This is a genomic window from Tardiphaga sp. GW822-FHT04G09, assembly GCF_058800725.1.
In genome coordinates, this window is the sequence record NZ_JBXAMO010000004.1 from 392998 (window position 1) to 417170 (window position 24173).

The 24173-nt window shown below is 62.6% G+C and carries 20 protein-coding genes and 1 tRNA gene; 13 read left to right on the forward strand and 8 right to left on the reverse strand.

The features are described 5' to 3' along the window. Positions 1 to 132 precede the first annotated feature (132 nt). The 3 genes from AC1RLZ_RS10965 to AC1RLZ_RS10975 are packed head-to-tail and all read right to left on the reverse strand — an operon-like array spanning position 133 to position 4618. Positions 133 to 870 carry a response regulator gene (locus AC1RLZ_RS10965; protein WP_493188624.1) on the reverse strand — a complete coding sequence of 246 codons (738 nt, stop codon included), beginning with the start codon at positions 868 to 870 and terminating at the stop codon, positions 133 to 135. Beyond that, positions 867 to 2621 carry an ATP-binding response regulator gene (locus AC1RLZ_RS10970; protein ID WP_493188625.1) on the reverse strand — a complete coding sequence of 585 codons (1755 nt, stop codon included), beginning with the start codon at positions 2619 to 2621 and terminating at the stop codon, positions 867 to 869. Before AC1RLZ_RS10970 ends, AC1RLZ_RS10965 begins: the two co-directional genes overlap by 4 nt. Next, a complete protein-coding gene (locus AC1RLZ_RS10975; RefSeq protein ID WP_371423945.1) occupies positions 2591 to 4618 on the reverse strand; it encodes a sensor histidine kinase in 2028 nt (675 codons plus the stop codon). The genes AC1RLZ_RS10970 and AC1RLZ_RS10975 overlap by 31 nt, the downstream gene beginning before the upstream one ends. Before the next feature lie 415 nt (positions 4619 to 5033). On the opposite strand from AC1RLZ_RS10975, the gene ugpB reads away from it, so the two are divergent. Then, complete coding sequence (ugpB, locus tag AC1RLZ_RS10980) at positions 5034 to 6356, forward strand: sn-glycerol-3-phosphate ABC transporter substrate-binding protein UgpB (RefSeq protein ID WP_493188626.1); 1323 nt, start codon at positions 5034 to 5036, stop codon at positions 6354 to 6356. A gap of 53 nt (positions 6357 to 6409) precedes the next feature. Here the strand turns inward: ugpB and AC1RLZ_RS10985 are convergent, their stop codons facing one another. The 4 genes from AC1RLZ_RS10985 to AC1RLZ_RS11000 form a co-directional block, all read right to left on the reverse strand. Beyond that, positions 6410 to 7252: an energy transducer TonB family protein gene (locus tag AC1RLZ_RS10985; RefSeq protein WP_493188627.1), complete on the reverse strand. Its 843-nt coding sequence runs from the start codon at positions 7250 to 7252 to the stop codon at positions 6410 to 6412. Further along, positions 7249 to 7686, reverse strand: coding sequence for a TonB system transport protein ExbD (gene exbD / locus AC1RLZ_RS10990; RefSeq protein WP_371423929.1), 438 nt, complete (start codon positions 7684 to 7686; stop codon positions 7249 to 7251). Before exbD ends, AC1RLZ_RS10985 begins: the two co-directional genes overlap by 4 nt. Positions 7687 to 7689: 3 nt before the next feature. Beyond that, on the reverse strand, positions 7690 to 8415 hold the full coding sequence (gene exbB, locus AC1RLZ_RS10995) for a tonB-system energizer ExbB (protein WP_493188628.1): 726 nt from the start codon (positions 8413 to 8415) through the stop codon (positions 7690 to 7692). Positions 8416 to 8622: 207 nt separating this feature from the next. Then, positions 8623 to 10701 carry a TonB-dependent receptor gene (locus AC1RLZ_RS11000; protein WP_493188629.1) on the reverse strand — a complete coding sequence of 693 codons (2079 nt, stop codon included), beginning with the start codon at positions 10699 to 10701 and terminating at the stop codon, positions 8623 to 8625. A 319-nt stretch (positions 10702 to 11020) separates the two neighbouring features. Between AC1RLZ_RS11000 and AC1RLZ_RS11005 the strand changes: the two genes are divergently transcribed. From AC1RLZ_RS11005 to AC1RLZ_RS11040, 8 genes are all read left to right on the forward strand, one after another. Continuing rightward, positions 11021 to 12640 carry an ABC transporter substrate-binding protein gene (locus AC1RLZ_RS11005; RefSeq protein WP_493188630.1) on the forward strand — a complete coding sequence of 540 codons (1620 nt, stop codon included), beginning with the start codon at positions 11021 to 11023 and terminating at the stop codon, positions 12638 to 12640. Between the two features lie 103 nt (positions 12641 to 12743). Then, positions 12744 to 13757 carry an ABC transporter permease gene (locus AC1RLZ_RS11010; protein WP_493188631.1) on the forward strand — a complete coding sequence of 338 codons (1014 nt, stop codon included), beginning with the start codon at positions 12744 to 12746 and terminating at the stop codon, positions 13755 to 13757. A 10-nt stretch (positions 13758 to 13767) separates the two neighbouring features. Then, entirely contained in the window at positions 13768 to 14688 is a 921-nt protein-coding gene (locus AC1RLZ_RS11015; protein WP_493188632.1) for an ABC transporter permease, read from the forward strand. A 10-nt stretch (positions 14689 to 14698) separates the two neighbouring features. After that, complete coding sequence (locus AC1RLZ_RS11020; protein WP_493188633.1) at positions 14699 to 16513, forward strand: dipeptide ABC transporter ATP-binding protein; 1815 nt, start codon at positions 14699 to 14701, stop codon at positions 16511 to 16513. A 21-nt stretch (positions 16514 to 16534) separates the two neighbouring features. Continuing rightward, positions 16535 to 16714, forward strand: a complete 180-nt coding sequence (locus AC1RLZ_RS11025) for a DUF4089 domain-containing protein (RefSeq protein ID WP_493188634.1) — start codon at positions 16535 to 16537, stop codon at positions 16712 to 16714. Further along, positions 16704 to 18119 carry an AtzE family amidohydrolase gene (locus tag AC1RLZ_RS11030; RefSeq protein ID WP_493188635.1) on the forward strand — a complete coding sequence of 472 codons (1416 nt, stop codon included), beginning with the start codon at positions 16704 to 16706 and terminating at the stop codon, positions 18117 to 18119. The genes AC1RLZ_RS11025 and AC1RLZ_RS11030 overlap by 11 nt, the downstream gene beginning before the upstream one ends. 1 nt (position 18120) lies before the next feature. Continuing rightward, positions 18121 to 18519, forward strand: coding sequence for an oxalurate catabolism protein HpxZ (hpxZ, locus tag AC1RLZ_RS11035; protein ID WP_493188636.1), 399 nt, complete (start codon positions 18121 to 18123; stop codon positions 18517 to 18519). Between the two features lie 50 nt (positions 18520 to 18569). Then, positions 18570 to 19256: a GntR family transcriptional regulator gene (locus tag AC1RLZ_RS11040; RefSeq protein WP_371423946.1), complete on the forward strand. Its 687-nt coding sequence runs from the start codon at positions 18570 to 18572 to the stop codon at positions 19254 to 19256. 12 nt (positions 19257 to 19268) lie between these two features. Here the strand turns inward: AC1RLZ_RS11040 and AC1RLZ_RS11045 are convergent, their stop codons facing one another. Next, positions 19269 to 19679, reverse strand: coding sequence for a DUF3175 domain-containing protein (locus AC1RLZ_RS11045; protein WP_493188637.1), 411 nt, complete (start codon positions 19677 to 19679; stop codon positions 19269 to 19271). Between the two features lie 231 nt (positions 19680 to 19910). Here AC1RLZ_RS11045 and AC1RLZ_RS11050 point away from each other — a divergent pair, with 231 nt between their 5' ends. From AC1RLZ_RS11050 to AC1RLZ_RS11065, 4 genes are all read left to right on the forward strand, one after another. After that, on the forward strand, positions 19911 to 21389 hold the full coding sequence (locus tag AC1RLZ_RS11050) for an MFS transporter (protein WP_493188638.1): 1479 nt from the start codon (positions 19911 to 19913) through the stop codon (positions 21387 to 21389). Positions 21390 to 21399: 10 nt separating this feature from the next. Beyond that, on the forward strand, positions 21400 to 22215 hold the full coding sequence (gene otsB, locus AC1RLZ_RS11055) for a trehalose-phosphatase (protein ID WP_092149122.1): 816 nt from the start codon (positions 21400 to 21402) through the stop codon (positions 22213 to 22215). Positions 22216 to 22373: 158 nt separating this feature from the next. Further along, complete coding sequence (locus AC1RLZ_RS11060; RefSeq protein ID WP_493188639.1) at positions 22374 to 23846, forward strand: trehalose-6-phosphate synthase; 1473 nt, start codon at positions 22374 to 22376, stop codon at positions 23844 to 23846. A gap of 223 nt (positions 23847 to 24069) precedes the next feature. Beyond that, positions 24070 to 24159 (forward strand) — tRNA-Ser (locus AC1RLZ_RS11065). Positions 24160 to 24173 lie beyond the last annotated feature (14 nt).

Consider the following 24173-nt stretch of genomic DNA (forward strand, 5'->3'; position numbering starts at 1 on the left):
TTCAGGACGTCTGCTCCAAAAGCGGAAAATGGTTTCATGGAACCGGAGAATTGTTTCGTCGCAGGATGAGCGACGAAACATTCAGAGGTGAAATGCGTGCAATTTTAATGAGATAGATTCTAGAAGGTGCGCTCAGGCCTTCTCGCCCACGGGCGAGAACAAATAGCCCCCGCCGCGAATTGTACGGATCACGGCGGGTTTCGTCGGATCGGGCTCGATTTTGCGGCGGATTCGCATGATCCGCAGGTCGACCGCCCGGTCGAAAGCCTCGGCATCCCTGGCATTGGCCAGTTCAAGAAGTCGTTCGCGCGAGAGCACGCGCTTCGGATTGGCGGCGAATACCTTGAGCAGGCCAAATTCGGAAGCAGTCAGCGGATGTTCGTTGCCTTCATCATCACGCAAGGCCTGCGCTTCCAGATCGAGCCATTTCGTGCCGAAGCGCACGAGATGGTCCCTGTTCTCCTTGGCAGGCGTCGCATCGGCTGCCGCGCCCTTCGCTGGCGTGCTTCGACGCAAGACCGAGCGGATGCGCGCCATCAATTCGCGGAGTTCGCAGGGCTTGGCGATATAATCGTCGGCGCCGAGCTCGAGGCCGACGACGCGGTCGATCGGGCTTGCGGTGGCAGTCAGCATGATCACCGGCACATTGATGCGGCTCTTGAGGTCACGGATGATCGAGAGCCCGTCCTCTTCCGGCATGTTGAGGTCGAGCACCACGAGATCCGGCACCTTGGTCTCGATTTCGCTGCGCAGGCTCTTGCCGCCGTCGCACAGGGTCACGGCAAAGCCGTGCATCTTGAGATAGTCGCCCACCATTTCGCGGGCGGGCGCTTCGTCGTCGACAATGATGATATGCGGGCTCTGGCTCATGACAGGCCCTCACTGGTGGCTGGCAGCAGGATGGTGAAGGTGGCGCCCTGGCCCGGGCCGGGACTATGTGCGTTCACTTCGCCGCCATGCATGTCGATGATGCGCTTGACGATCGACAGGCCGAGGCCGGTCGAGCTTTCGCCGCCGGTCGGCTTGGCCGACAGCCTCTGGAAGCGGCCAAACAGCCGGTCAAGATCTTCCGGCGACAGGCCGGCACCTTCATCGCTGATGCTGATGCGGACATAACCGGCCTCGTCCGTGATGAGCAGCGCGATCTTGCCGCCAATCGGGCTGTATTTGATGGCGTTGCTGACGAGGTTGTCGATGGCCTCGCGCATCCGGTCGGCGTCGCACATGGTGAGATCGTGGTGAGCGGGCGCGGAGACGGAGAGATCCTGCTGCTTGTTCATGGCAGACGGCCGGTTCGCTTCCGCGACGTCCCGGACCAGTGTCGCCAGATCCACCGGCTCGCGGCGGATGGTGATATCGAAGGCGTCCGCCATGGCGTCGGAGATCAGGTGATCGACCATCGAGGTCAGTCGCCTGGTGGCGTCACGGATGTGATCGACCTGCGCGGCGACATTCTCCTTCGGCGATCCTGCCGATATCAGCTCGGTCAGCATCTCGGTGCGGCCGAGGATCACGCCGAGTGGATTCTTCAGGTCATGGGCGACGGTGCCCAGAATCTCGTTCTTAAAGCCGTTGGCGCGTTGCAGCCGCAGCCACTGCGCAGAGAGCCGGCGATTGGCCTGCATCAGCGCGCGGGTGCGCTGTGCCACGCGATCTTCCAACTGCGTATTGGCCTCATGCAGTTGCTGATAGAGGATCACATTGTCGAAGGCGATCGAGAGCCGGCTGCCGAAGATCTCCACCAGCGAGCGATCGGTCTCCGACAGCGGCCGTTCTGCCTGCAGCAGCACGACAACCTCGCGGCCGCTTCCGGTGCGGATATAGAGCGCGGTTCGATGGTCGGCAAAATCATGCTTGCGGCGCCTGAAGGCCTCTTCGACCATCTGGCGCAGGTCCGGGTCGAGCGAATGCGAGGTCGCAGTGCCCATGAAGCGGCTGTAGCAGCCTGATCCGGCGAGGACGGCATAGTCGTCGCCGATGGCGCCGCCGTCGCGCAGCACCAGAATGCCCGCGCAATCCACATTCAGCAGCGACGCCATCTGCGTCAGCACGCCTTCGGCGAGCCGCTGCATCGATTTGAAATCGTACAGCGTCGAGGCAGCGTCGATAATGATTTCGAGGCCGCGCCGGGTCTGCACCATGCGTTCGAGCTGCTGATAGCTGCGCAGCGCCGCCGTCAGCGAGGTGAACAGCTTGTCGGCGGTCAGTTCCGTCTTCGCCTTGTAGTCGTTGATGTCATAGTCGACGATGACGCGGCGCTCCGGCGCCTGACCGGGCTGGCCGGTGCGCAGGATGATGCGCACCGTTTCGTTGTGCAGTTCGTTGCGGATGAATTCGACCAGTTCGAGGCCGGCCGCGTCAGTCTCCATGATGACGTCGAGCAGCACGGCCGCGATATCCGGATGCGCGCGCATCAGGGCCTGGCCTTCCGCGGCGGAATAGGCCGACAGGATTTCCAGCGACTGGCCGTTCAGCGTGTAGTCGCTCAGGGCGAAGCGCGTGCCTTCATGCACGGCCTGGTCATCGTCGATGACCGCGATCTTCCATTTTCGGTTATTGGATTCTTCCGGAACCTCGCCGGAGTCTTCAATCAGGTAGAGGACATCGTCCTGGTCGGCCATTGCGTCGTCCCGTCAAATGATCCCGCGGCGCCAGTGGCGGCCCGCGGCATGATAATGCGAAATGTCGTGCCTTGTCCCAATCTTGACTCCAGCATCATCCGGCCCCCCAGCTGCTGGGTCACCAGATTGTAGACGATGTGGAGGCCAAGGCCGGTGCCGCCTTCGTTGCGGCGCGTGGTGAAAAACGGATCGAATGCCTGCCGCTGCACGTCCGGGCTCATGCCCGCGCCGTTGTCGGAGAAGCTGATCTCGATATCGTCGGCGCCGCGCGGCTTGGCGGTGATGGCAATGGCGCCGGGCTTGCCGTCCGGGAATGCGTGATTGGCCGCATTCAGGAACAGGTTGGTCAGGATCTGGCCGTAGGAACCGGGATAGCCGTCGATCATCAGCCCGTCCGGTACATCGACTGTCAGCGTGATCGGCGCCTTCTTCAGGACCGGGCGCAGGCTGGCGATGATCTGATCGGTGGCCTCGGAGAGGCTGAACTGCCGCCGCTCGGCATGGGAACGATCGACGGCGACCTGCTTGAAGGACTGAATAAGTTCGCCGGCACGATGCAGGTTGGCGACCAGTTGCTGCGCCGCATCGCGTGACGTCTTGACGAACTCTTCGAGTTGCGAGCGCCGCAGCGGGGCATTGGAGCGCAGCTCCGCCTCGAACATCTCCGTGCGCCGTGCAAAGCTGGAGGCCACGGTCAGGCTGATGCCGATCGGATTGTTGACCTCGTGGGCGACGCCCGCGACTAGCCCACCAAGGGCGGCCAGCCGTTCGGCATCGATCAAATTCTGCTGGGCGGCATTGAGCTCGAGCAGGGCGCTCTCGGCCTTCTCCTTCGATGCGCGCAGCTCGTTCTCGGCTTCGCGCTTGGCGACCGCATTCTCGCGGAACACTTCCACGGCGCGGGCCATGGCGCCGACTTCGTCCTTGGCGGCGGTGCCCTGGACCTTGCGATCATAGTCACCCGAGGTGATCGCGCGCATCGAGGCCATGATCTGCTGCAGCGGCAGCCGGATGCTCAGCGCGATGATGATGCCGGCCGTGATGATCAGCCCGAGGAATGCCGCAGCGATGACCATGACATTGCGGGAGATCGCCGTCAGCGTGCGGTCGAAGGTGGCCTGCGCGGATTGTTCGCGCTGCCGCATCTTGACGGACAGGCCATCGATGGCCGCGATGGTGTCGGCCTGGCTGGCGTCGATTGAATTGCGCAGCAAATCCGTACGGCCGGAGAGCTGCTCGGACAGTTTCGCGAGCCCCTGGCGCAGTGCAACTGCGCGGCCCTTGAGCCGCTGCAATGCGATGCGCTGCAGGTCATTGTCGGCGAGATCCGTCATGACCGGGATGGTGCGTTCGATCGTTTCTGTGTTGCGCCGCGCATCCTCGGCCGAGGCGGATGCCAGCGACAGATAATAGGCGTTGGCGGCGACCAGCATCGCGGTGAATGCCTCACGCGATTTGCCCAGCGCAGGCCAGATCAACGCGTCGCGCTGGCCGGTGGCGCCTTCGATGATCGAGTACAGCCCCGCCATATCCTTGGCAGGACCGAGCACCTGTTCCTCGTAGGTCTTGGCGATGGTGGTCTGAAGCGTGCGCAATTCGCCGAAGCCGCTGAGGAAGCGCTCGGTGACTCGCTCGAGCTCGGCAACGGAACCAGACAGCATGGGGTCGGTCGAGGCGCGGGTGTTCAACGTGCCGAGCACAGCCTCGCGGAGCAGCAGGATTTCGGCGAACAGTTCGGGGCTGGGCTGATTGATATAGCGATGGATCAGGTTCTGCAGCCGGCCGGTCTCGCTCTCAAGCAGGGCCAGAACCTGATCGGATTGGCGAACCTGGCGCACATCGTCCCAGGCGGAGGACAGCACCCGCGAGCCGCTCCAGATCAATCCGGCAAGGACGAGGACGACCGCCGAGTTCAGCGCTGCGATGGACAGAATGCGCCAGCGGATCGGGATCGCACGGACAGCCGCAACGATGCCGGTCCGGCCTCGCGCCGCCAGCTCGTCCTGTCCTTCAGCAACTCCGTTGTGCGGGCTCGTCACCACAGGTGTGTCATTTCGCCTTGCGAAAGGTTCAATCGGTGAGGCAGCCGTGCGTCACAACCCGGCAACTCGATTTTTATAGTCTGAAAGAGTTTCGTTGAGGTTGCGAGACAGTTCAATGTAGCAAATAGCGGTGTTGCTGGCTATTGATCTGCAACGACTGGTTGAATGGCGGCCGGCCCGATTGAACCGACCGTCGCGCAGACGCAACAGAGTGCTGTGGCAAACAGTGTCCGGCGCACGCCGCTGCGCGGGGCTATTCAATCAAAATGATAGTGGAATCATTATTTTATTGGGTGGAGACGTTTTGTCTCCCAATAAGACTGATCGCACAGCAGGCCGGCAGCCGACGGCATTGAAGGGGCAGGATGAGATGAAGTTGAAGGCGGTGCTCGGATATCTCGCGCTTGCGGTGACAGTCAGCCAGGTGGCGACGCCTGCATGCGCCACCGACATCCAGTGGTGGCACGCGATGTCCGGAGAACTCGGCCGGCATGTCGAAAAGCTGGCCGCAGATTTCAACGCCACACAGACAGGCTACCGCATCGTTCCGGTCTACAAGGGCAACTATACCGAGACCGTCACCGCCGCCATCTTTGCCTTCCGGTCGCGGAGCCAGCCGGCCATCGTCCAGGTCAATGAAATCGCGACTGCCACCATGATGGCCGCGAAAGGGGCGACCTATCCCGTCTATGAGCTGATGCGCGATCAGGCGGAGGCGTTCAATCCATCGGCCTATCTGCCGGCCGTTACGGGTTACTACACCGATATGGCCGGCAATATGCTGTCGTTCCCGTTCAATGCGTCGACGCCGATCCTCTACTACAACAAGGATCTGTTCCGGGCTGCGGGGCTCAACCCGGACGAGTCGCCGCGGACCTGGCCCGAACTGGGCGCCGCTGCCAAGCGATTGCGGACGGCAGGCGCAGTTTGCGGTTTCACGACGGCGTGGCCGTCATGGATCAATGTCGAGAACTTCTCGGCGTTCCACGACATTCCGGTGGCGACCCGGTCCAATGGTCTCGGCGGTCTGGACGCGGTCCTGACCTTCAACAATCCGCTGATGGTGCAGCATATTACGCAACTCGCCGAATGGCAGAAGACCAAGGTCTTCGACTACAGCGGCCGCGCGACAGCGGCCGAACCGCGCTTTCAGAAGAGCGAATGCGGAATCTTCCTGGGTTCGTCAGGCACCCGCGCCGACATCCTCGCCAATGCGAAATTCGAGGTTGGCTACGGCTTGATGCCATATTGGCCGGATGTCACGGCCGCGCCGCAGAATTCGATCATCGGCGGCGCAACGCTCTGGGTACTGCGTGATCGCCCGCGCGAAGAATATAAAGGCGTGGCGAAGTTCTTTGCGTTTCTGTCGCAGCCCGAAGTGCAGGCGACCTGGCATCAGAAGACGGGCTATTTGCCGATCACGCGCGCCGCCTATGAACTCACACGCCAGCAGGGCTTTTACGACCGCAACCCCGGCACCGTGAAATCCATCGAACAGATCACGCTTAAAACGCCGACGGAAAACTCGAAGGGATTCCGCCTCGGCTCGTTCACGCTGATCCGTGACGCCATCGAGGATGAGCTGGAGCTGGCCTTTGGCGGCAAGAAACCCGCGCAGGAGGCACTCGATGCAGCAGCAGAGCGCGGCAACAAATTGCTGCGCCAGTTCGAGCGTGCCAATCCCGTGCAGTGACGAAGGCAAACGGGCGCGCCGCTGTATCGAAAGGGTGCGATCTTCGCGAGCTGCTAACGAAGGTCATATCGCAGCGGAACGTTGAACGAATCCGTGCCGCCGATCTTTTCCGGTGGAAATGCCGGAAACGGCTGTGCCCGGCGAACCATGGCCAGCGTTTCGGCATCGAGCGCCTGATTTCCTGAGGATCCCAGAAGGCGAGAAGACACCACGCGACCGCCGCGATCGAGGGTAAAGGCGATCCTGACAATTGCCGTGCCTGACTGGCCGGTGCGGGCACTCTGGGGGAATTGCTTGAAGCGTTGCAAGTGTGATTGAACGAGCTGATTGTAAGACGCAGACGCTGCCCTGGAGGCACCGGCCGCTGCCGCCGATGCTGCCGGCGCGATACGCTCCGCGCGCGGCGCTGCGGTGGTCCGCGGTGCAGCCGGCGTATCGCTTGGTTTCTTTTTGACCTCGGCGCGTACCGGTTTCGGCCTGGGTTTCTCAGGCACCGGCTTGGGCGGATCGGGAACAATCTTGGCGGGCTCCGGCGCCGGCTCCGCCTTCTGTTCGAGCGGTGCCTCGACGACCGGCTTCTCCATCGGCGGCGTCGGCGGGATCTGTTCTTCTGCCTGCTTCTGCTGAACCGGTTCAGCCGGCGGCTCGGACGGCGCTTCCGACTGCTGCATCTCGGGGCCGGGCGCGACGTCGAGCGGCTGCGTTTCCGGCGCAGCAGTCGCCGGCGCCATGTCAATCATGATGGCGGGAATTGCGACGCCCGGAGGGCTTGGTTGACGATACCACCAGATGCCGGCGGCGATCAGGCCGGCATGGATCGCGATAATGGCCATGGCCGAACCAGCCCAACGAAGACGGACGCTGTCGGTCGGCGCATGCAGCGCAAAGACGTTCATGGTGCCGAGGTTCGTCCGTCGAGGCCGACCAGTGCGACCTTGAGATAACCTGCATTGCGCAGCAGGTTCATCACGTCCATCAGGTCGCCATAGCTCACGACCTTGTCCGCGCGCAGGAAGATGCGCTCGTCCTTGTTGTTCTTGGTCGCAGCATCCAGCGTGCCGCTCAGCGTATCGCGCGGAATGATGTCTTCGCCGACGGCGATTGTGAGGTCGGGCTTGACGGTGACGAAGACCGGCTTGTCGGGGCGCGGCTGCGGTTCTACGGCGCTTGCCGGCAAATCGACACCGAGATCGACCGTCGCCAGCGGCGCTGCCACCATGAAGATGATCAGCAGAACCAGCATCACGTCGATGAAAGGCGTCACATTGATTTCGTGATTGACTTCGAGGTCATCACCGCCGCTTGGGCGTCCACCCAGTCTCGTCGCCATGATCTATTCCGCCGCGCGCGAGATCGGCATGCCGCGACGGCCATGATCGCGGCTGATCAGCAGCATGACTTGCGCCGACGCATCACCCAGGAGTGCGCGATAGGTCGTGATGTTGCGAACGAGCTGGTTGTAGATGATCACCGCCGGAATGGCCGCAACGAGACCCAGCGCCGTCGCCAGCAACGCTTCGGCGATGCCAGGCGCGACCACCGCAAGGTTGGTGGTCTTTGTTTCCGAAATGCCGATGAAGGCGTTCATGATGCCCCAGACCGTTCCGAACAGGCCGACAAAGGGCGCAGTCGCACCAATCGTTGCGACCACGCCGATGCCGCGGGCGATACGCCGCGACATCGCCTGCTCGACGCGCTCGAGCCGGAGTGCGATGCGCTCCTTGAAGCCGTCATCGAACAGTCCGTGGGACAGTGCAGTCTCGCGAACCGCCGAATGAATCAATTGCGCCACGGGATCGCGGGCATCGGTGCTGTCGCGCTCGACCTGTGCCAGCGTCGTGTCGCTCTCAAGTACTTCGAGGCGCCGCTTGGCGGAGCGTGTTTCGCGGCCGAGTTCGATGGTCTTTGCGAGCCAGACCGTCCAGGTCACCAGCGAGGCGATGGCAAGACCGATCATGACGGCCTTCACGACAATGGCGGCATTCATGAACATGCCCCATGGGGACAGGTTATGTGGCAGCAAATTGTGTGGCAGCAAGGCTTCCGCGGTCGCGGCCATGGCAGCGTGGGGAACAGCTACAGTTCCGAAAACCGCGACGAATGCAGCAGTGAGGAGAGATCGGTTTGTTGTCATAGAGGCTGCATTCCGTCGGTGGAAGTTTGCATTTGTGGGCTGCTGATCCAGAATAGCTTTGCGGGCGAAGGATGTCGCCCTCCGTGGGGCCGAGTTGAGGCCTAAACTGGAGCGATTCCAAGGTCATTGGGCTCAAAATCTCATACTCGTGAAGAGCCGCACGCCGCGTCCGGGCTGCAGCACCTCCGCCTTCTTGAAGGAGATGTGGTTGCGGACCTGCTCGTCGAGCAGATTGTCTCCGGTGACGCCGAAGGTGATGTCGCGCAGGCCGCCGTCGATCTTCGCGAATGTATGGGTGTAGCTCACCTCGGCCTTCAGCAGATTGTAGCCGGCGGTCGAAGTTTCATTGAGCGCAATGTCGTTCTGCGTGAATGCATGCAGGACACCCAGGCGCGCATACCATTCGGAGCTGCGCCACCAGATGCCGCCGCCAACGCGCATCGGTGCGATGCGCGGAACATTGCTGCCATCGGCAAAGGTCGCGCGGACCACGTCGAACTGGGTGTCGATCCCGAACATGCCGTCGCTGAGCGGCGTCACATCGAGTTGGGCCATCAGCTCGGCGCCGCGAAAATTCGCATCCCGCTGGCCATAGGCCACTTGCAGCAGCGGACCTGTCGCGCCGCAGCTTGCGAAAGTATCGGTGCAGAAATTGCCGGTCACCTGTTTGAAAATGAAATCGAGATAGCGCGTGTAATACAGGCTCGCTTCGAAGCGAAGCTGGCCGGTGCTGCGCTTCAGGCCGACTTCGACCGATTCTGCGGTTTCGATTTTCAGATCCGGGTTGCCGATGACGAAGGTGCCGGATGCGCCGTCGGAGCCGCGCGAATAGAGTTCCGGCGCGGCCGGTGCGCGCTGCGCTCGCTGGACACTCAGATTGGCGACCATGTCCCAGGGCAGTGATTTCAGCAGCCCGAAGCTGAAGCTCTTCGGCGTGAAATCGCGCGTCGCTGCGGTTTCGGAGAATGTGTCGGGCGGGGGCAGGAAGTTGCCGGGGAAAATCGGCGCCATGCCGGACACCGAAAGATGTTCGATGCGGCCGGCGGCCTGGAATTTCAGGGTGTCCGAGAGCTGCAATTGTTCGAACACGAAGCCCGCGGCTGTGTCTGTATTGGTGGGCGCAAGCAAGCCGCCGAGCAGGCCGGCAGTGCCGAGCTTGCGATTGCTGGCCTGCACGCCCCAGCTTCCGGTCAATGCACCGAGCGGGGTTGCGACCGCGGCGTGGTCCAGTTCGAAGCGGCCTTCGATTTCCTTGTTGGTGATGGTGTTCTGCAGGCCATCGACGCCGTTGCTGCCGATGCCGAGCTCGCCATGCTTGTAGTCGCTGACGCCGAACGTATAGCGGATCGCGGCGATGCCTTCGGTCGGTGCACGCCATTCGCCCTTGCTGGTCACCTTGGTCTGTTCGAGATCGATGCGAGTCCGCGACGCGGATTCGGCGATGCCGGGGATATGATACAGGCTGGTGATGTGCTGGATCGCGGTGCCGATATAGCCGCCATCGAAGATGTAGGAGCCGCCGACCGACTGGCCCTCCGAGCGGAGCCTCGTATTGGCCTGTACGCCGCCGCCAGGAATTCTGTAGTCGCCGGCGCTGCGGCCGAAGGCGTCGACGTGAATGGCGACGTTGTTGCCTGACGCATCGATGCTGGCTGCGCCGTCGATGCTGCTATCCACCGAGGAGCCACCGCCCTTGATACGCGCGCTGAAATTGTCGGGGACCAGATTTTCCGGAATGCGGTTGTTGCTGGCATTGACGACACCGCCGATGGCCTGATTGCCGTAGCGCAGCGTCGCCGGACCGCGGATCACCTCGATCTTGTCGGCGGATAGCGGATCGACCGGCACCTGATGGTCCTGGCTGAAATCCGACGCGTCCTGGCTGCCGATGCCGTTCTCCTGGATGCGGACGCGATAGTCGTCGAGGCCGCGAATGTTCGGCCTGCTTGCGCCCGGCGCGAAGGTCGATGCCGCGATGCCCGGCTGGGTGGCCAGCAGGTCGGCGATGGACGCCGAGGTCGTGCGCTGCAGGGCGTCGCCGGTCAGCAGGGTGATGGACTGGAAGCCGTCAGCTTCTGTCTGCCGCTCGGCGCTGACCACGATTTCCGACAGCGTTTGCCCTTCCTGGGCCTTTGCCTCGCCAATCCAGACCGACGAGAGGCACGCCGCCCCCGTGATCGATGCCGTCGACGCCCACCACTTCAAACTCACGCCATTCCCCAAACGCTCTGATCTGATGCAAATGCTAATGCGAACTATTCGCAGTAAGGGGTTGGAACCCGTGTATGTCAAGCCGTAGATCGACCGAGCAATGATGAGGCGGGGGCTCAAGAGAGATGAGAAAATGTGCACATCAATATCTTTGTATGCAATTTGAAGCTCCGCCTGAGTCGGCCGGTCGTGAGGGTTGGCCAGGAAATGTCAGTCTAATCAATCGCATAAATGGAGATTAGGCCTTCGTTAAGCTCTGGCACGAAGTTTGCGATGTCTGTTCCCAAACCGATCTGTTCGCGCCTTTGGGAGAGCAAAAATGAAGCGTCGTGATTTTCTGAAAACCGCCACAGGCGCCGCGGCCGGCGCCATGGTCTCCGGCCCGGCGATCTTTTCGCCAGCCAGGGCGGATGCCCGGTCCGAAACCCTGCTGGTCGTTTCCGAAAGCGGACCCAACAATCTCGATATCCATGGCGTCGGCACCAACGTGCCCGGCTATGAGGTGTCGTGGAACTGCTACGACCGTCTGATCGGCCACGAGATGAAGGCAGGCCCCGGCGGGGTGCCCTATTACGACCGCGACAAGTTCAAGCCCGAACTCGCTGAGGACATGACCATCAGCGACATGTCGGCGACCTTCAAGCTGCGCAAGAACGCGAAGTTTCACGACGGCGCGCCGGTGACGGCGAAAGACGTGAAGTGGTCGCTGGATCGCTCTGTGAGCGTCGGTGGTTTTCCGACCTTCCAGATGAGCGCCGGCTCGCTGAAGAAGCCGGAGCAGTTCGTGATCGTCGACGATCACACCGTGCGGGTCGATTTCGCGACCAAGGATCGCCTGACGATTCCTGATCTCGCTGTCATCGTGCCCTGCGTCATCAATTCCGAACTGGTGAAGAAGAGCGCCACCGAGAAGGATCCGTGGGGGCTCGAATACACCAAGATGCAGACCGCCGGCGGCGGCGCCTACAAGGTGACCAAGTGGACCGCTGGCACCGAAGTGGTGATGGAGCGCAATGACGACTGGGTCTGTGGTCCGATGCCGAAGATCAAGCGCGTGATCTGGCGCATGGTGCCGCAGGCCGGCAACCGGCGTGCGCTGCTGGAGCGCGGCGATGCCGACATGTCCTATGAATTGCCCTACAAGGATTTCCAGGAGATCAAGGCCAACGGCAAGCTCGATGTCGTGTCGCTGCCGTTCTCCAACGGCATCCAGTATATCGGCATGAATGTCACCAAGCCGCCGTTCGACAACCCGAAGGTGCGCCAGGCCGTGGCCTATGCGCTGCCCTATCAGAAGATCGTCGATGCCGTGTTGTTCGGTCTCGCCAATCCGATGTTCGGCGCATCGGCCGACAAGCCCACCGAAGTCGCGTGGCCGCAGCCGCACAAATACAATACCGACATGGCCAAGGCGAAGGCATTGCTCGCGGAGGCCGGCTATCCCAACGGCTTCGAGACCACGATCTCGTTCGACCTCGGCTTCGCCGTGGTGAACGAGCCGCTCTGCGTGCTCGTACAGGAAAGCCTCGCGCAGATCGGTATCAAGACCACCATCAACAAGATCCCCGGCGCCAACTGGCGCACCGAGCTGAACAAGAAGGAGATGCCGCTCTACACCAACGTGTTCTCCGGCTGGCTCGATTACCCCGAATACTTCTTCTACTGGTGCTATCACGGCGACAATTCGGTGTTCAACACCATGAGCTACAAGTCGCCGGAAATGGACAAGCTCATCAACGGTGCGCGCATCGCTGCCGCAACCGGCGACAAGGCGGCCTATGATGCCGACGTGAAGGGCTTCGTCGATCTCGCTTTCGCCGACATGCCGCGGATCCCGCTGTACCAGCCCTATGTCAACGTGGCGATGCAGAAGAACATTTCGGGCTACCAGTACTGGTTTCACCGCCGGCTCGACTACCGCGCGCTGGTGAAGGCGTGAGCGGGCGCGTAGCGAATGGGGAGTAGCGAATAGTGACAGAAAACATCCTGGCTCCATTCGCCATTGACCATTCGCCATGCGCGCGAACCGACGGGAGCTCCGCATGCTGAGCCTGATCGGCAAACGCCTGATGTTCGCGATCCCCTCCCTGATCGGCGTCGTGATCGTCACGTTTCTGCTGACGCGCGCGCTGCCCGGCGATCCCGCGGCCTATTTCGCAGGACCCTCGGCAGACAAGCAGGCGATCGAGGAAATCCGCAAGAAGCTCGGCCTCGACAAGCCGCTGATCGAGCAGTTCTTCCGCTATACGGCGGACCTCGCCAAAGGCGATTTCGGCAATTCGCTGACCACCGGCCAACCGGTGGCCACCGAAATTCGCAATCGCCTGCCGGCCTCGGCGGAGCTGACGCTGCTGGGCCTGCTCGTCTCGGTCATGATCGCCATTCCGCTCGGTATTCTCGCAGCCACCCGGCCGGGCTCGTGGATCGATCACCTCTGCCGGGTGACGACGACGGCGGGCGTGTCGCTGCCGGTGTTCTTCACCGGCCTGGTGCTGGTCTATGTATTCTATTTCAGGCTGGGCTGGTCCCCGGCGCCGCTCGGGCGACTGGATGTGTTCGCATCGACGCCTCCCAATGTGACCGGCTTCTATCTGATCGACAGTCTCATCGCCCGTGACTGGGAAGCCTTCAGGTCCGCCTTCAACCAGTTGATTTTGCCGACGGCGACGCTGGCGATCTTCTCGCTGGCGCCGATCGCCCGCATGACCCGCGCCTCGATGCTGGCGATCCTGTCGTCCGATTTCGTCCGCACGGCCCGCGCCAGCGGTCTGTCGCCGCGCGCCGTGATCGTCACCTACGCGTTCCGCAACGCCATGCTGCCGGTGATCACGACGCTGTCGATGACGTTCTCGTTTCTGCTCGGCGCCAATGTGCTGGTCGAGAAGGTTTTCGCCTGGCCGGGTATCGGCTCATACGCGGTGGAGGCCCTGATTTCGTCGGACTTCGCGCCGGTGCAGGGCTTCGTTCTGACGATGGCCGTCATGTATGTGCTGATCAACCTGGTCATCGACATTCTCTACGGCGTGATCGATCCCCGCGTGCGGCTGGAAGGCTGAGGTGTAAACCATGAACGCTGTCACGCCTGTCGATTCCGAAGCCGTTCCTGCACCGCAGCCTGCGCCCGCAAAACGCACATCCGGCCTTGCCGCGACGCTCTCGCACACGCGCTACATTCTCGGTGAGAATCGCGTCACGGCGTTTGCGTTCGGGCTGCTGGTGCTGATCGTGTTCGCGGCGCTGTTCGGTCCCTATATCGTGCCCTACGATCCGCTCGCCAGCGACACGGCGCAGGCGCTGAAGGCGCCGTCTGCGGCGCACTGGTTCGGCACCGATCAGCTCGGACGTGATATTTTCAGCCGTGTCATTGTCGCGACCCGGCTCGATTTCTTCATTGCCATTGCCTCGGTGGCCCTCGTCTTCGCCATGGGCGGCCTCGCCGGTATCGCCTCGGGCTATTTCGGCGGCTGGACCGATCGCATCGTCGGTCGCATCGCCGATACGATCATGGCGTTTCCGCTGTTCGTTCTGGCGATGGGCATTGTCGCTGCGCTCGGCAACACCGTACAGAACATCATCATCGCCACGGCGATCGTGAATTTCCCGCTCTATGCGCGTGTCGCGCGCGCCGAGGCCAATGTCCGCCGCGAGGCCGGCTTCGTGCAGGCGGCCCGGCTGTCAGGCAATAGCGAGCTGCGCATCCTACTGGTGCATATCCTGCCGAACATCATGCCGATCATGATCGTGCAGATGTCGCTGACCATGGGTTACGCGATCCTCAATGCCGCGGGCCTCTCCTTCATCGGTCTCGGTGTCCGGCCGCCGACTGCGGAATGGGGCATCATGGTCGCCGAAGGCGCGTCCTTCATGGTCTCGGGCGAATGGTGGATCGCGCTGTTTCCCGGCCTCGCGCTGATGATCGCGGTGTTCTGCTTCAACCTGCTGGGCGACGGTCTGCGCGACATCGTCGATCCGCAGCGACGCACGTGAGGGCCCGTTCATGACTGCTCAACCGCTTCTCGACGTCAGCGATCTCACTGTCGAATTCGCTACACGGCGGGGCATCGTCAAGGCCGTGCAGCACGTCAATATTTCCGTGGCCAAGGGCGAGACGCTGGGCATTGTCGGCGAATCCGGCTCGGGAAAATCCGTGACGTCCTATGCGGTGATGCGCATTCTCGACCGCGCCGGCAAGATCGCCGAAGGCTCGGTGATGTTCTCCGGCGTCGACATCAAGGGCGCAACCGAGAACCAGATGCGCGATCTGCGCGGCCGCGAAATCTCGATGATCTTCCAGAATCCGCGTGCGGCCCTGAATCCGATCCGCAAGGTCGGCGACCAGATCGAGGACGTGCTCCGTCAGCATGCACAGGCGGGCAGTGGCACCCGCGCCGAGAAGGCCATCGAAGCTCTCGAACAGGTCAAGATCGCGCGGCCGCGCGAGCGCTATCACGCCTATCCGTTCGAACTCTCCGGCGGCATGTGCCAGCGCGTGGTGATCGCTCTGGCGCTGGCCTGCAATCCGCAGCTCCTGATCGCCGACGAGCCGACCACCGGCCTCGATGTCACGACGCAGAAAGCCGTGATGGATCTGGTCGTCGAGCTCACCAGGAGCCGCGGCATGTCGACGATCCTGATCACTCATGATCTCGGTCTTGCCGCTGCCTATTGCGACCGGGTCGTGGTGATGGAGAAGGGCAGGGTGGTGGAGACGGCGCTGTCGGCCGATATCTTCGCCAATCCGCAACACGCTTATACCAAGAAGCTGATGCAGGCGACGCCGCGGCTCGGCGTCTCGCTGCGCGATCTGCTGCCGGCCGAAGAACGCGCGGCGATGCCGGTGTTCGTCGTCCCCTCCCCCCTTGCGGGGGAGGGTGGCGCGCAGCGCCGGGAGGGGGGTGAGCCACAAGTGCCGTCGCCTGCGGCACCCCCCTCCCCGACCCTCCCCCGCAAGGGGGGAGGGAGCAGCCAGGCCACCGCGCCGCTGTTGGTGATCGACAACCTCGTCAAGGAATATGCCCGCCAGGGCGCGACCGCCTCACTTGCCAGACTGTTCTCGCGCAAGCCGCCGACCGAGCCCGATAAATTCCGCGCGGTCGATGGCATCAGCTTCACGGTCGGGCATGGCGAGAGCGTCGGTCTTGTCGGCGAATCCGGCTGCGGCAAGTCGACGACGTCGATGATGGTGATGCGGCTGATCGACAAGACCTCCGGCCGTATCTCGTTCGACGGTGATGAGATCGGTGAGATCGCTCCGAATGCCTTTGCGCGGTTGCCGCTGCGCAAGAGCATTCAGATGGTGTTCCAGGATCCCACCGACAGCCTCAATCCGCGCTTTACGGCTGCGCGCGCCATCGCCGACCCGATCATGCAGCTCGGCGATATCAAGGGTGCCGATGCCCTGCGTGCAAAATGCGAGGACCTCGCGCGACAGGTCGGCCTGCCGCTCGAATTGCTCGATCGCTTTCCGCACCAGATGTCCGGTGGCCAGAAGGCGCGTGTCGGCATCGCCCGCGCCATCGCGCTGCAGCCGAAGCTGATCATCCTGGACGAGCCGACCGCGGCGCTCGACGTGTCCGTGCAGGCAGTGGTGCTGAACCTGCTGCAGGACCTCAAGCAGTCGATGGGGATGAGCTATTTGTTCGTATCGCATGATTTGAATGTGGTGCGTTTGCTGTGCGATCGTGTCATCGTGATGCGCGCGGGGCGGATCGTCGAGCAGGGCCTGACCGAGGCCGTGCTGGATGCGCCGCAGGATAACTACACGAAGGAACTGCTGTCGGCGATCCCGCATCCGCCGCTGCCGGTTCATTGAGACGAGATCGAGAGAGGGACCGTGGCCGAACCGCTTGATGACTATATCGACGCCGTCGCCGGGGCGTTGGGACTGCCGATCGAAGACGCGTGGAAGCCGTCCGTCCGTGCTAATCTCGCGGTGACGCTGAAGATGGCCGGCATGGTCGATGAATTCCCGCTGCCTGATGAAACCGAGCCCGCGAGCATCTATGCAGCTTGATCCCGTCATCACCCCCGAAGGCGATTGGCGCCCGGCGTCGGACATCGCGCAGGCAGTCGCCGCGAAGAAGATCCCGGCACTTGCGGTCACTGAAGCGGCGCTTGCGCGGATCGCGCAGCACAATCCGGTCCTGAACGCCTTCACCGACGTGACTGCCGACCGCGCGCGCGCCACGGCGAGGGCGCTGGATGCCGCGATTGCCGCGGGCAAAAAGATTGGTCCGCTCGCGGGCGTGCCGTTTGCGGTGAAGAACCTGTTCGATGTCTCCGGCCTGCCGACCCGCGCCGGCTCCAAGATCAATCGGGATCGCCCGGCCTCGACCCGTGATGCGACGCTGGTCGAGCGCATGGAGGCCGCCGGCGCCGTACTGGTCGGCGCGCTGAACATGGGCGAATACGCCTATGACTTCACCGGCGAGAACATTCATGACGGCCCGTCGCGGAATCCGCATGACGTGACCCGGATGACCGGAGGCTCTTCGGGCGGCTCCGGCGGCGCGGTCGGCGGCAGTCTCGTGCCGCTCGCCCTGGGGTCGGACACCAACGGCTCGATCCGCGTGCCATCGTCGTTCTGCGGCATTTTCGGCCTGAAACCGACCTATGGCCGGCTGTCGCGCGCGCGCTCGTTTCCGTTTGTCGCGAGCTTCGATCACCTTGGTCCGTTCGCGCGATCGGTCGAGGACCTCGCGCTGTCCTATGACGCCATGCAGGGACCCGATGATGAGGACGCTGCATGTTCGACCCGTGCCATCGAGCCGGTGACGGCGCTGCTGGCCCGGGACATCGGTGATCTCAGAATCGCTGCGGCTGGCGGATACTTCCGCAAGAATCTGTTTCCGGAGGCCCGGGAAGCCGTTGCCCGCGTCACCAAGGCGCTCGGTGTGACACGCGACGTCGAATTGCCCGAGGCCGCGCGCGCGCGTTCCGCGGCCTATGTCATCTCGACCGTTGAAGGCGCCTCACTGCATCTGGATCGCCTGCGCACGCGGCCGAATGATTTCGATCCGGCGGTGCGAGATCGGTTGCTGGCCGGCGCCATGGTGCCGGCGCCGCTGGTCGACCGTGCGCAGAAATTTCGTCGCTGGTACCGCGCGAAGGTGCTCGAATTGTTCAAGGACGTCGACGTGATCATCGCGCCGGCCACGCCCTGCATCGCGCCGAAGCTGGGGCAGGCGACTTTCCTGCTCGACGGCGTCGAGCTGCCGGTGCGCGCCAATATCGGCATCCACACCCAGCCGATCTCCTTCATCGGCCTGCCCGTGGTCGCCGTCCCGGTCCCGCTCGATCCGATGCCGATCGGTGTGCAGATCATCGCGGCGCCGTGGCGGGAAGACATCGCGCTGCGCGTCGCTTATGCATTGGAGCGGGCCGGCGTCGTCGCCGCTCCATCAGCAAAAGGGTTTTGATATGGAAATTGATCTGCCGGACGTCATCGCCGAAGTGGGCGCGGCTTTCGCACGTTATGAAAAAGCGCTGACGACCAATGATACTGCGGTGCTCGGCGAGCTGTTTCGCAACGATCCGCGAACGATCCGTTACGGGATGGGTGAAAACCTCTACGGCTATGACGAGATCCAGGCCTTTCGCGGTGCACGCTCGCCGGTCGGTCTGATGCGCCGCACCGCACGCACCGTGATCTCAACCTATGGCCGCGACACTGCGGTCGCCTCGACGCTATTTTATCGCGACACGGCTCCGGGTAAGGTCGGCCGACAGATGCAGACGTGGATCCGCTTTCCCGAAGGCTGGCGAATCGTGGCGGCCTCTGTCAGCCTGATCGACGAACCGCAGGGCGCCAAGGGATGAGCTTCGACGACATGCTGATCCAGCCAGGCAAGCCACGCCGCAAGGCGGGCATGACCGGGCCGGTCAGCCGGGTTGATCGCGCTGGTGCGACCACCGGCAAGATGACGCGGGCCGAAGAACTTCGCCTGCAACTGGCCGACGAGATCGTACGCGGCGTGCTGGCCCCCGGCGCCTCTCTCGACGAGACGGATCTGGCGCAACGTTTCAATGTCTCGCGGACGCCGGTTCGCGAGGCGCTGCGCCAGCTCACGGCAAGCGGACTTGTCGACGCGCGCGCGCATCGCGGTGCCGTCGTGGCGCAGCCGTCGGTCGATCGTCTTACGGGGATGTTCGAGGCGATGGCCGAACTCGAAGCGCTATGTGCCGGCCTTGCGGCCGAACGGATGCCGGCGGTGCAACGTCACGGGCTCGAGGCGATCCATGAAGAGCTCCGGGTGCTGAGCTATGACGGCAACCCGGATCGCTTTCACGAGGTGAACGAACGCTTTCACAACGCGATCTATGCGGGCTCGCAGAACGAATATATCGCGGAGATCACCTTGGCGACGCGGGTCCGCGTGCAGCCGTTCCGGCGCGCCCAGTTCCGCAATCTCGGCCGTCTCGCCAAGTCGCAGGCCGAGCATGATCGCGTCGTCGTCGCCATCATGCGCGGCGATCGCAGCGGCGCGGCGGCTGCCATGCGCGCCCATATCGAACTGGTGCGCGGTGAGTACGAGCATTACGCGGTGTCGTTGTAGTCTTGCGGCCGGTCATGCGCGGCCGAATTGATGCTTCAGCTCGGCCTTGGCGCGTTCGAGCCGTCCGAGCTGGGTCTTCGGCAGGTTCTTGCCGGCGCGGTTGATATAGAAAGTCAGCATCGATAGCGCCGAGCGATAGGCACCGGCCTTGCGGCGTGTGCTATGTTCCGCCGAGCGCTTCAGGGAGATCGCGATCTCTTTTGGATCGCGAAGTTTGAACACGCCATGTTTCAGATCAAGCGCATCGCTTGTGTCGGTCACATGCTGCGACCAGCGCTTCGCCGATTTCGATGATCCCGCCTGTTGCCTGGCTGGAGCTCTGCGCGAAGCGGTCTTTCTTGCAACCTTCTTCTTTGCGGTTCTGGCTTTCGGTGCCTTTCGCGAGCCTGTCTTGCGCGATGACACTTTGCGACGGTCGGCCATGATCATCTCCTGAGATCGGCATTTTTCCCGTCAACGGTTGCAGGCGAGACGCGTTCCCACAGGCAAGGCGGAACCATCGGCGACGCCGGTGGTTTATTCAGGGCGAGTTTAAACCGCCGGACACCTCGAGCCCGTGCCGGAAGGCGTCGGGATGTTTGGTGTTTTCAAGCCATGTTTTAAGGTCTTGCCACAGCTGAGGGGGCCCAACACCATGCTTCAGGCCAGTGCGGCATGCCCCGCATAAGCAGTGCGGCCATCCTGATGCCCGAGACGGCAGCCAAGGAAAATCGCATTGTCGAGACGGATATTCCCTCGCGTCTCGACGCATTGCGATGGAGCGGCTTTCACACGCGTGTGGTTCTGGCCCTTGGCATCACATGGATCCTCGACGGTCTTGAGGTGACGCTGGCGGGTGCGCTGTCCGGCGCGCTGAAGGAAGATCCGGCGCTCAAGTTCTCGAACTTCGATGTCGGCTTTGCCAACAGCGCCTATCTCGCTGGCGCCGTGATCGGTGCCCTGGGATTTGGCTGGCTGACGGATCGTATCGGTCGGAAGAAACTGTTCTTCATTACGCTTGCGCTTTATCTCACGGCGACTGCCGCGACGGCGCTGTCATGGAATCTTGCCAGCTATGCCCTGTTTCGATTCCTGACAGGTGCGGGCATCGGCGGGGAGTATACCGCGATCAATTCGACCATTCAGGAGCTTGTACCGGCGCGTTATCGCGGCTGGACCGATCTGGTGATCAATGGAAGCTTCTGGCTGGGCGCTGCCATGGGCGCGGTTTGCGCCATCGTCTTGCTGGACCCCGCAGTGATCTCGCAATCCTACGGCTGGCGGCTGGCCTATTTCACCGGTGCTGTCCTGGGCCTCATCGTGCTGTTCATGCGGATGTGGATTCCGGAAAGCCCGCGCTGGCTGATGATCCACGGTCAGCCGCAGCGCGCCGAAGAGATCGTGGCCGATATCGAAACCTCCGCGGATCAGAAGGCCAAGCCATCTGCTCTGTCCGCGCTGCCGAAGATCAGGCTGACGATGCGCCATCATACGCCCCTGAAGGACGTCGCACGGACGCTGTTCGTGCTGTATCGCCAGCGGTCGCTGGTCGGACTTGTGCTGATGGCGTCGCAGGCGTTTTTCTACAACGCGATCTTCTTCACCTATGCGCTGGTACTGACGGATTTCTTCGGCATCCCGTCCAACCATGTCGGCTGGTACATCCTGCCCTTTGCCGCAGGTAATTTTCTCGGGCCGCTGCTGCTCGGCCGGCTGTTCGATACGCTTGGACGCCGCTTCATGATTGCAGTCACCTACGGTGTGTCGGGTGTGTTGCTCGCGATCTCCGGCTATCTGTTCTCGATCGATGCCTTGAGCGCGCAGAGCCAGACCATCGCCTGGATGGTCATCTTCTTCTTCGCCTCGCCGGCGGCGAGTGCGGCCTATCTCACCGTCAGCGAGACTTTCCCGATCGAGGTCCGCGCATTGGCGATCGCTCTGTTCTACGCCATCGGTACCGGGATCGGCGGCGTTGCCGGGCCGGCGCTGTTTGGCGTGCTGATCGATACCGGCTCACGCAACAGCGTGTTTGCCGGCTACCTTTTTGGCGCTGTCCTGATGATCGCGGCCGCGATCGTCGGCTGGCGCTATGCCATCGCAGCGGAACGCCAGCCGCTTGAATCAGTTGCACGGCCGCTGGCCGTAGTGGAGTAGTCTTATGAACATGCCTCAGAAAATTATCGAAATTCCTGTCGACGATGCGCCGCATTCCGAAGAGGTGCTGTATCCGGGTGCGGAATTGCCGCGGCTCAGCGAATGCGCGCTGCTGCTCGATATCGACGGTACGCTGCTCGATCTGGCGCCGACGCCGCGTGAGGTTTGGGTGCCGCCGGATCTGGCGACGTCCATGGGCAAGCTGCTGCAGCGCACGAATGGCGCCATGGCGCTTGTCTCAGGCCGTTCGATCAACGACATCGATCTGATTTTCGCGCCGATGCAGTTTCCGGCGGTCGGTGGTCATGGTGCCGAGATGCGACTGTCGGCAGAGAATGAATCGGTTGCGGCCGGTGCGCCGCCGATGGACAAGGAATTGAAGCGTCGCCTTGCTGCCATTGCGAAGTTGAGCCCGGGTATTCTGCTCGAGGACAAGGGCTATGCGCTCGCGCTGCATTACCGTCTCGCGCCGCATGCGGAGAAGGCGATCTATGATGCGGTCTCCGCGATCCGTGCAGACCTGCCGAATGCGCCGATTGAAGTGCTGCCCGGCAAGGCTGTCTGCGAGATCAAGCCGGCTGGTGTGACCAAGGCGACGGGCGTGATCGAGTTGATGACGCATGAGCCGTTCAGCGGGCGTCGTCCGATCTTTATCGGCGATGACGTTACCGATGAATCGGTATTTGCGATCATGCCCGGCATGAATGGTCTCGCATTCTCCGTCGGCCGCCGTGCGCAAGGTGTGTCGGGTCACTTCGACGAGCCGCGCGACGTGCGTGCGTGGCTTGCACGTTTGCTGATCGACGATGCAGCGAAATCGAAATAGCGGCGCGCAACGCCATCCATGCTGACGTGAATGGAACCCGTTGAAAGGGTGGTTCCATTGTCGCATGCCCGAATTTGGTTTCAATTGGGTCGAATGGTGACGAGGAACCATATTGATGAACGGACGTTTATCAATGTGTGCAATCAGGAGGGGACCCTGTGAATCTCGTCGTCGTCTCAAACCGTGTATCGCGCGCCTCGGCGAATGAGCCGATGACCGGCGGTCTGGCAGCAGCGTTGCTGCCTGTGGTGGAGAACTCTGGCGCGATTTGGGTGGGTTCCAGCGGTCGTGTGCGCGACGGCGCGCAAAAGGAGCCGTTTGCTGAAATAGAGGCGCTGGGCGCCGGTGCGCTGGCGATGCTCGATCTCCCGGCAGCACATTATGGCGGTTACTATGAGGGCTTCGCGAATTCAGCGTTGTGGCCGGCCCTGCATTCCCGCACCGATCTGATCCGGACCTGTCACGACGATTATCAATCCTATCGCGAAGTGAACTCGTTTTTTGCGCGCGCGCTGCTGCGGTTCCGCAAGCCGGATATCGCATTCTGGGTTCAGGATTACCATTTCCTTGCGCTCGGTGCGGAATTGCGCGCGCTTGGCGTGACGCATCCGCTTGGCTTCTTCCTGCACACGCCCTGGCCGACGCGCGACATTTTCGGCGGCGTGCCGCATCATCGCGCGCTCGTCGAGGCGATGCTCGCTTACGATCTGATCGGCTTCCAGACCGAAGGCGATCGCGACAACTTCCTGTCCTATGTCGATGGCGAACTGTGCCTGGACACGACCGGTGGCGTGGTGATGTCGCGCTATGGCGCGTCGCGCTGCGCCGTGTTTCCGATCGGTATCGATCCCGCAAAGTTTGCTGCGCATGCCGCCAAGGCGGCGTCGCATCCCGATGTGTCGCGTCTGCGCCGCAGCCTGAACGGCGAGAAGCTTGCCATTGGCGTCGATCGCGTGGATTATTCAAAAGGTCTCGTCAATCGTATCGAGGCGTTCGACCGCATGCTGGAGCTGCAGCCGCAGTTGAAGCGCACGGTGTCGTTGCTCCAGATCGCGACGCTGTCGCGCGGCACGATCGAGGCCTATGGCGATCTGCAGAGCCAGCTTGCGAAACTGGTGAGCGACGTGAACGGGCGCCACGGTGAAGTCGACTGGACGCCGATCCGCTATCTCAACAAGGGCTTCAGCCAGACGGTGCTCGCTGGCCTCTATCGCACCGCGCAGGTCGGTGTGGTCACCCCGCTGCATGACGGCATGAATCTGGTTGCCAAGGAATATGTCGCAGCGCAGAACCCGGTCGATCCCGGTGTCTTGGTGCTGTCGAAATATGCCGGTGCCGCCCACGAACTCGACACGGCCCTGCTGGTCAATCCGCATGATGTGGACGGCATGGCGCGCACCATCGCGACTGCGCTGTCGATGCCGTTGCTGGAGCGCCGCATGCGCTGGGAAGCCATGATGGCGAAACTGCGCGCCAGCACCATTCAGGACTGGTTCGCCGATTTCGTCCATGCGCTTCAGCAGGCCCATGCCGCCAATGACAAGATGCCGCTGGATACGCTGCCGGTTGAGCCGCCCGTACTCTGGCCGGTGCGGTCGCTGGGCGCCGGGGTCGGGAGCCGATTCCACTGATCGGCTGTGTCGGTCTGCCAGACGGTGCGGTCCTTCGGGGTCTGCTGGCGCCCGGATTGCTGCGCCAACGCGTCCCAGGCCGATTCGCCGCTCGCCAGGGCGGCCAAGCCGCCCCCAGACTCCTCCGAATTCCCTATATCCTTCAATAATTTGAGAAAAACCGCCCGGGCAACCCGGCGGTCCCTTGCAAATCTCGCTCCGGCCCGTCATGAGAAGGCGCGCCGGAGAGATGGCCGAGTGGCTTAAGGCGCACGCTTGGAAAGCGTGTGTGCGGGAAACCGTACCGTGGGTTCGAATCCCACTCTCTCCGCCAGCCGATCGCGCCCA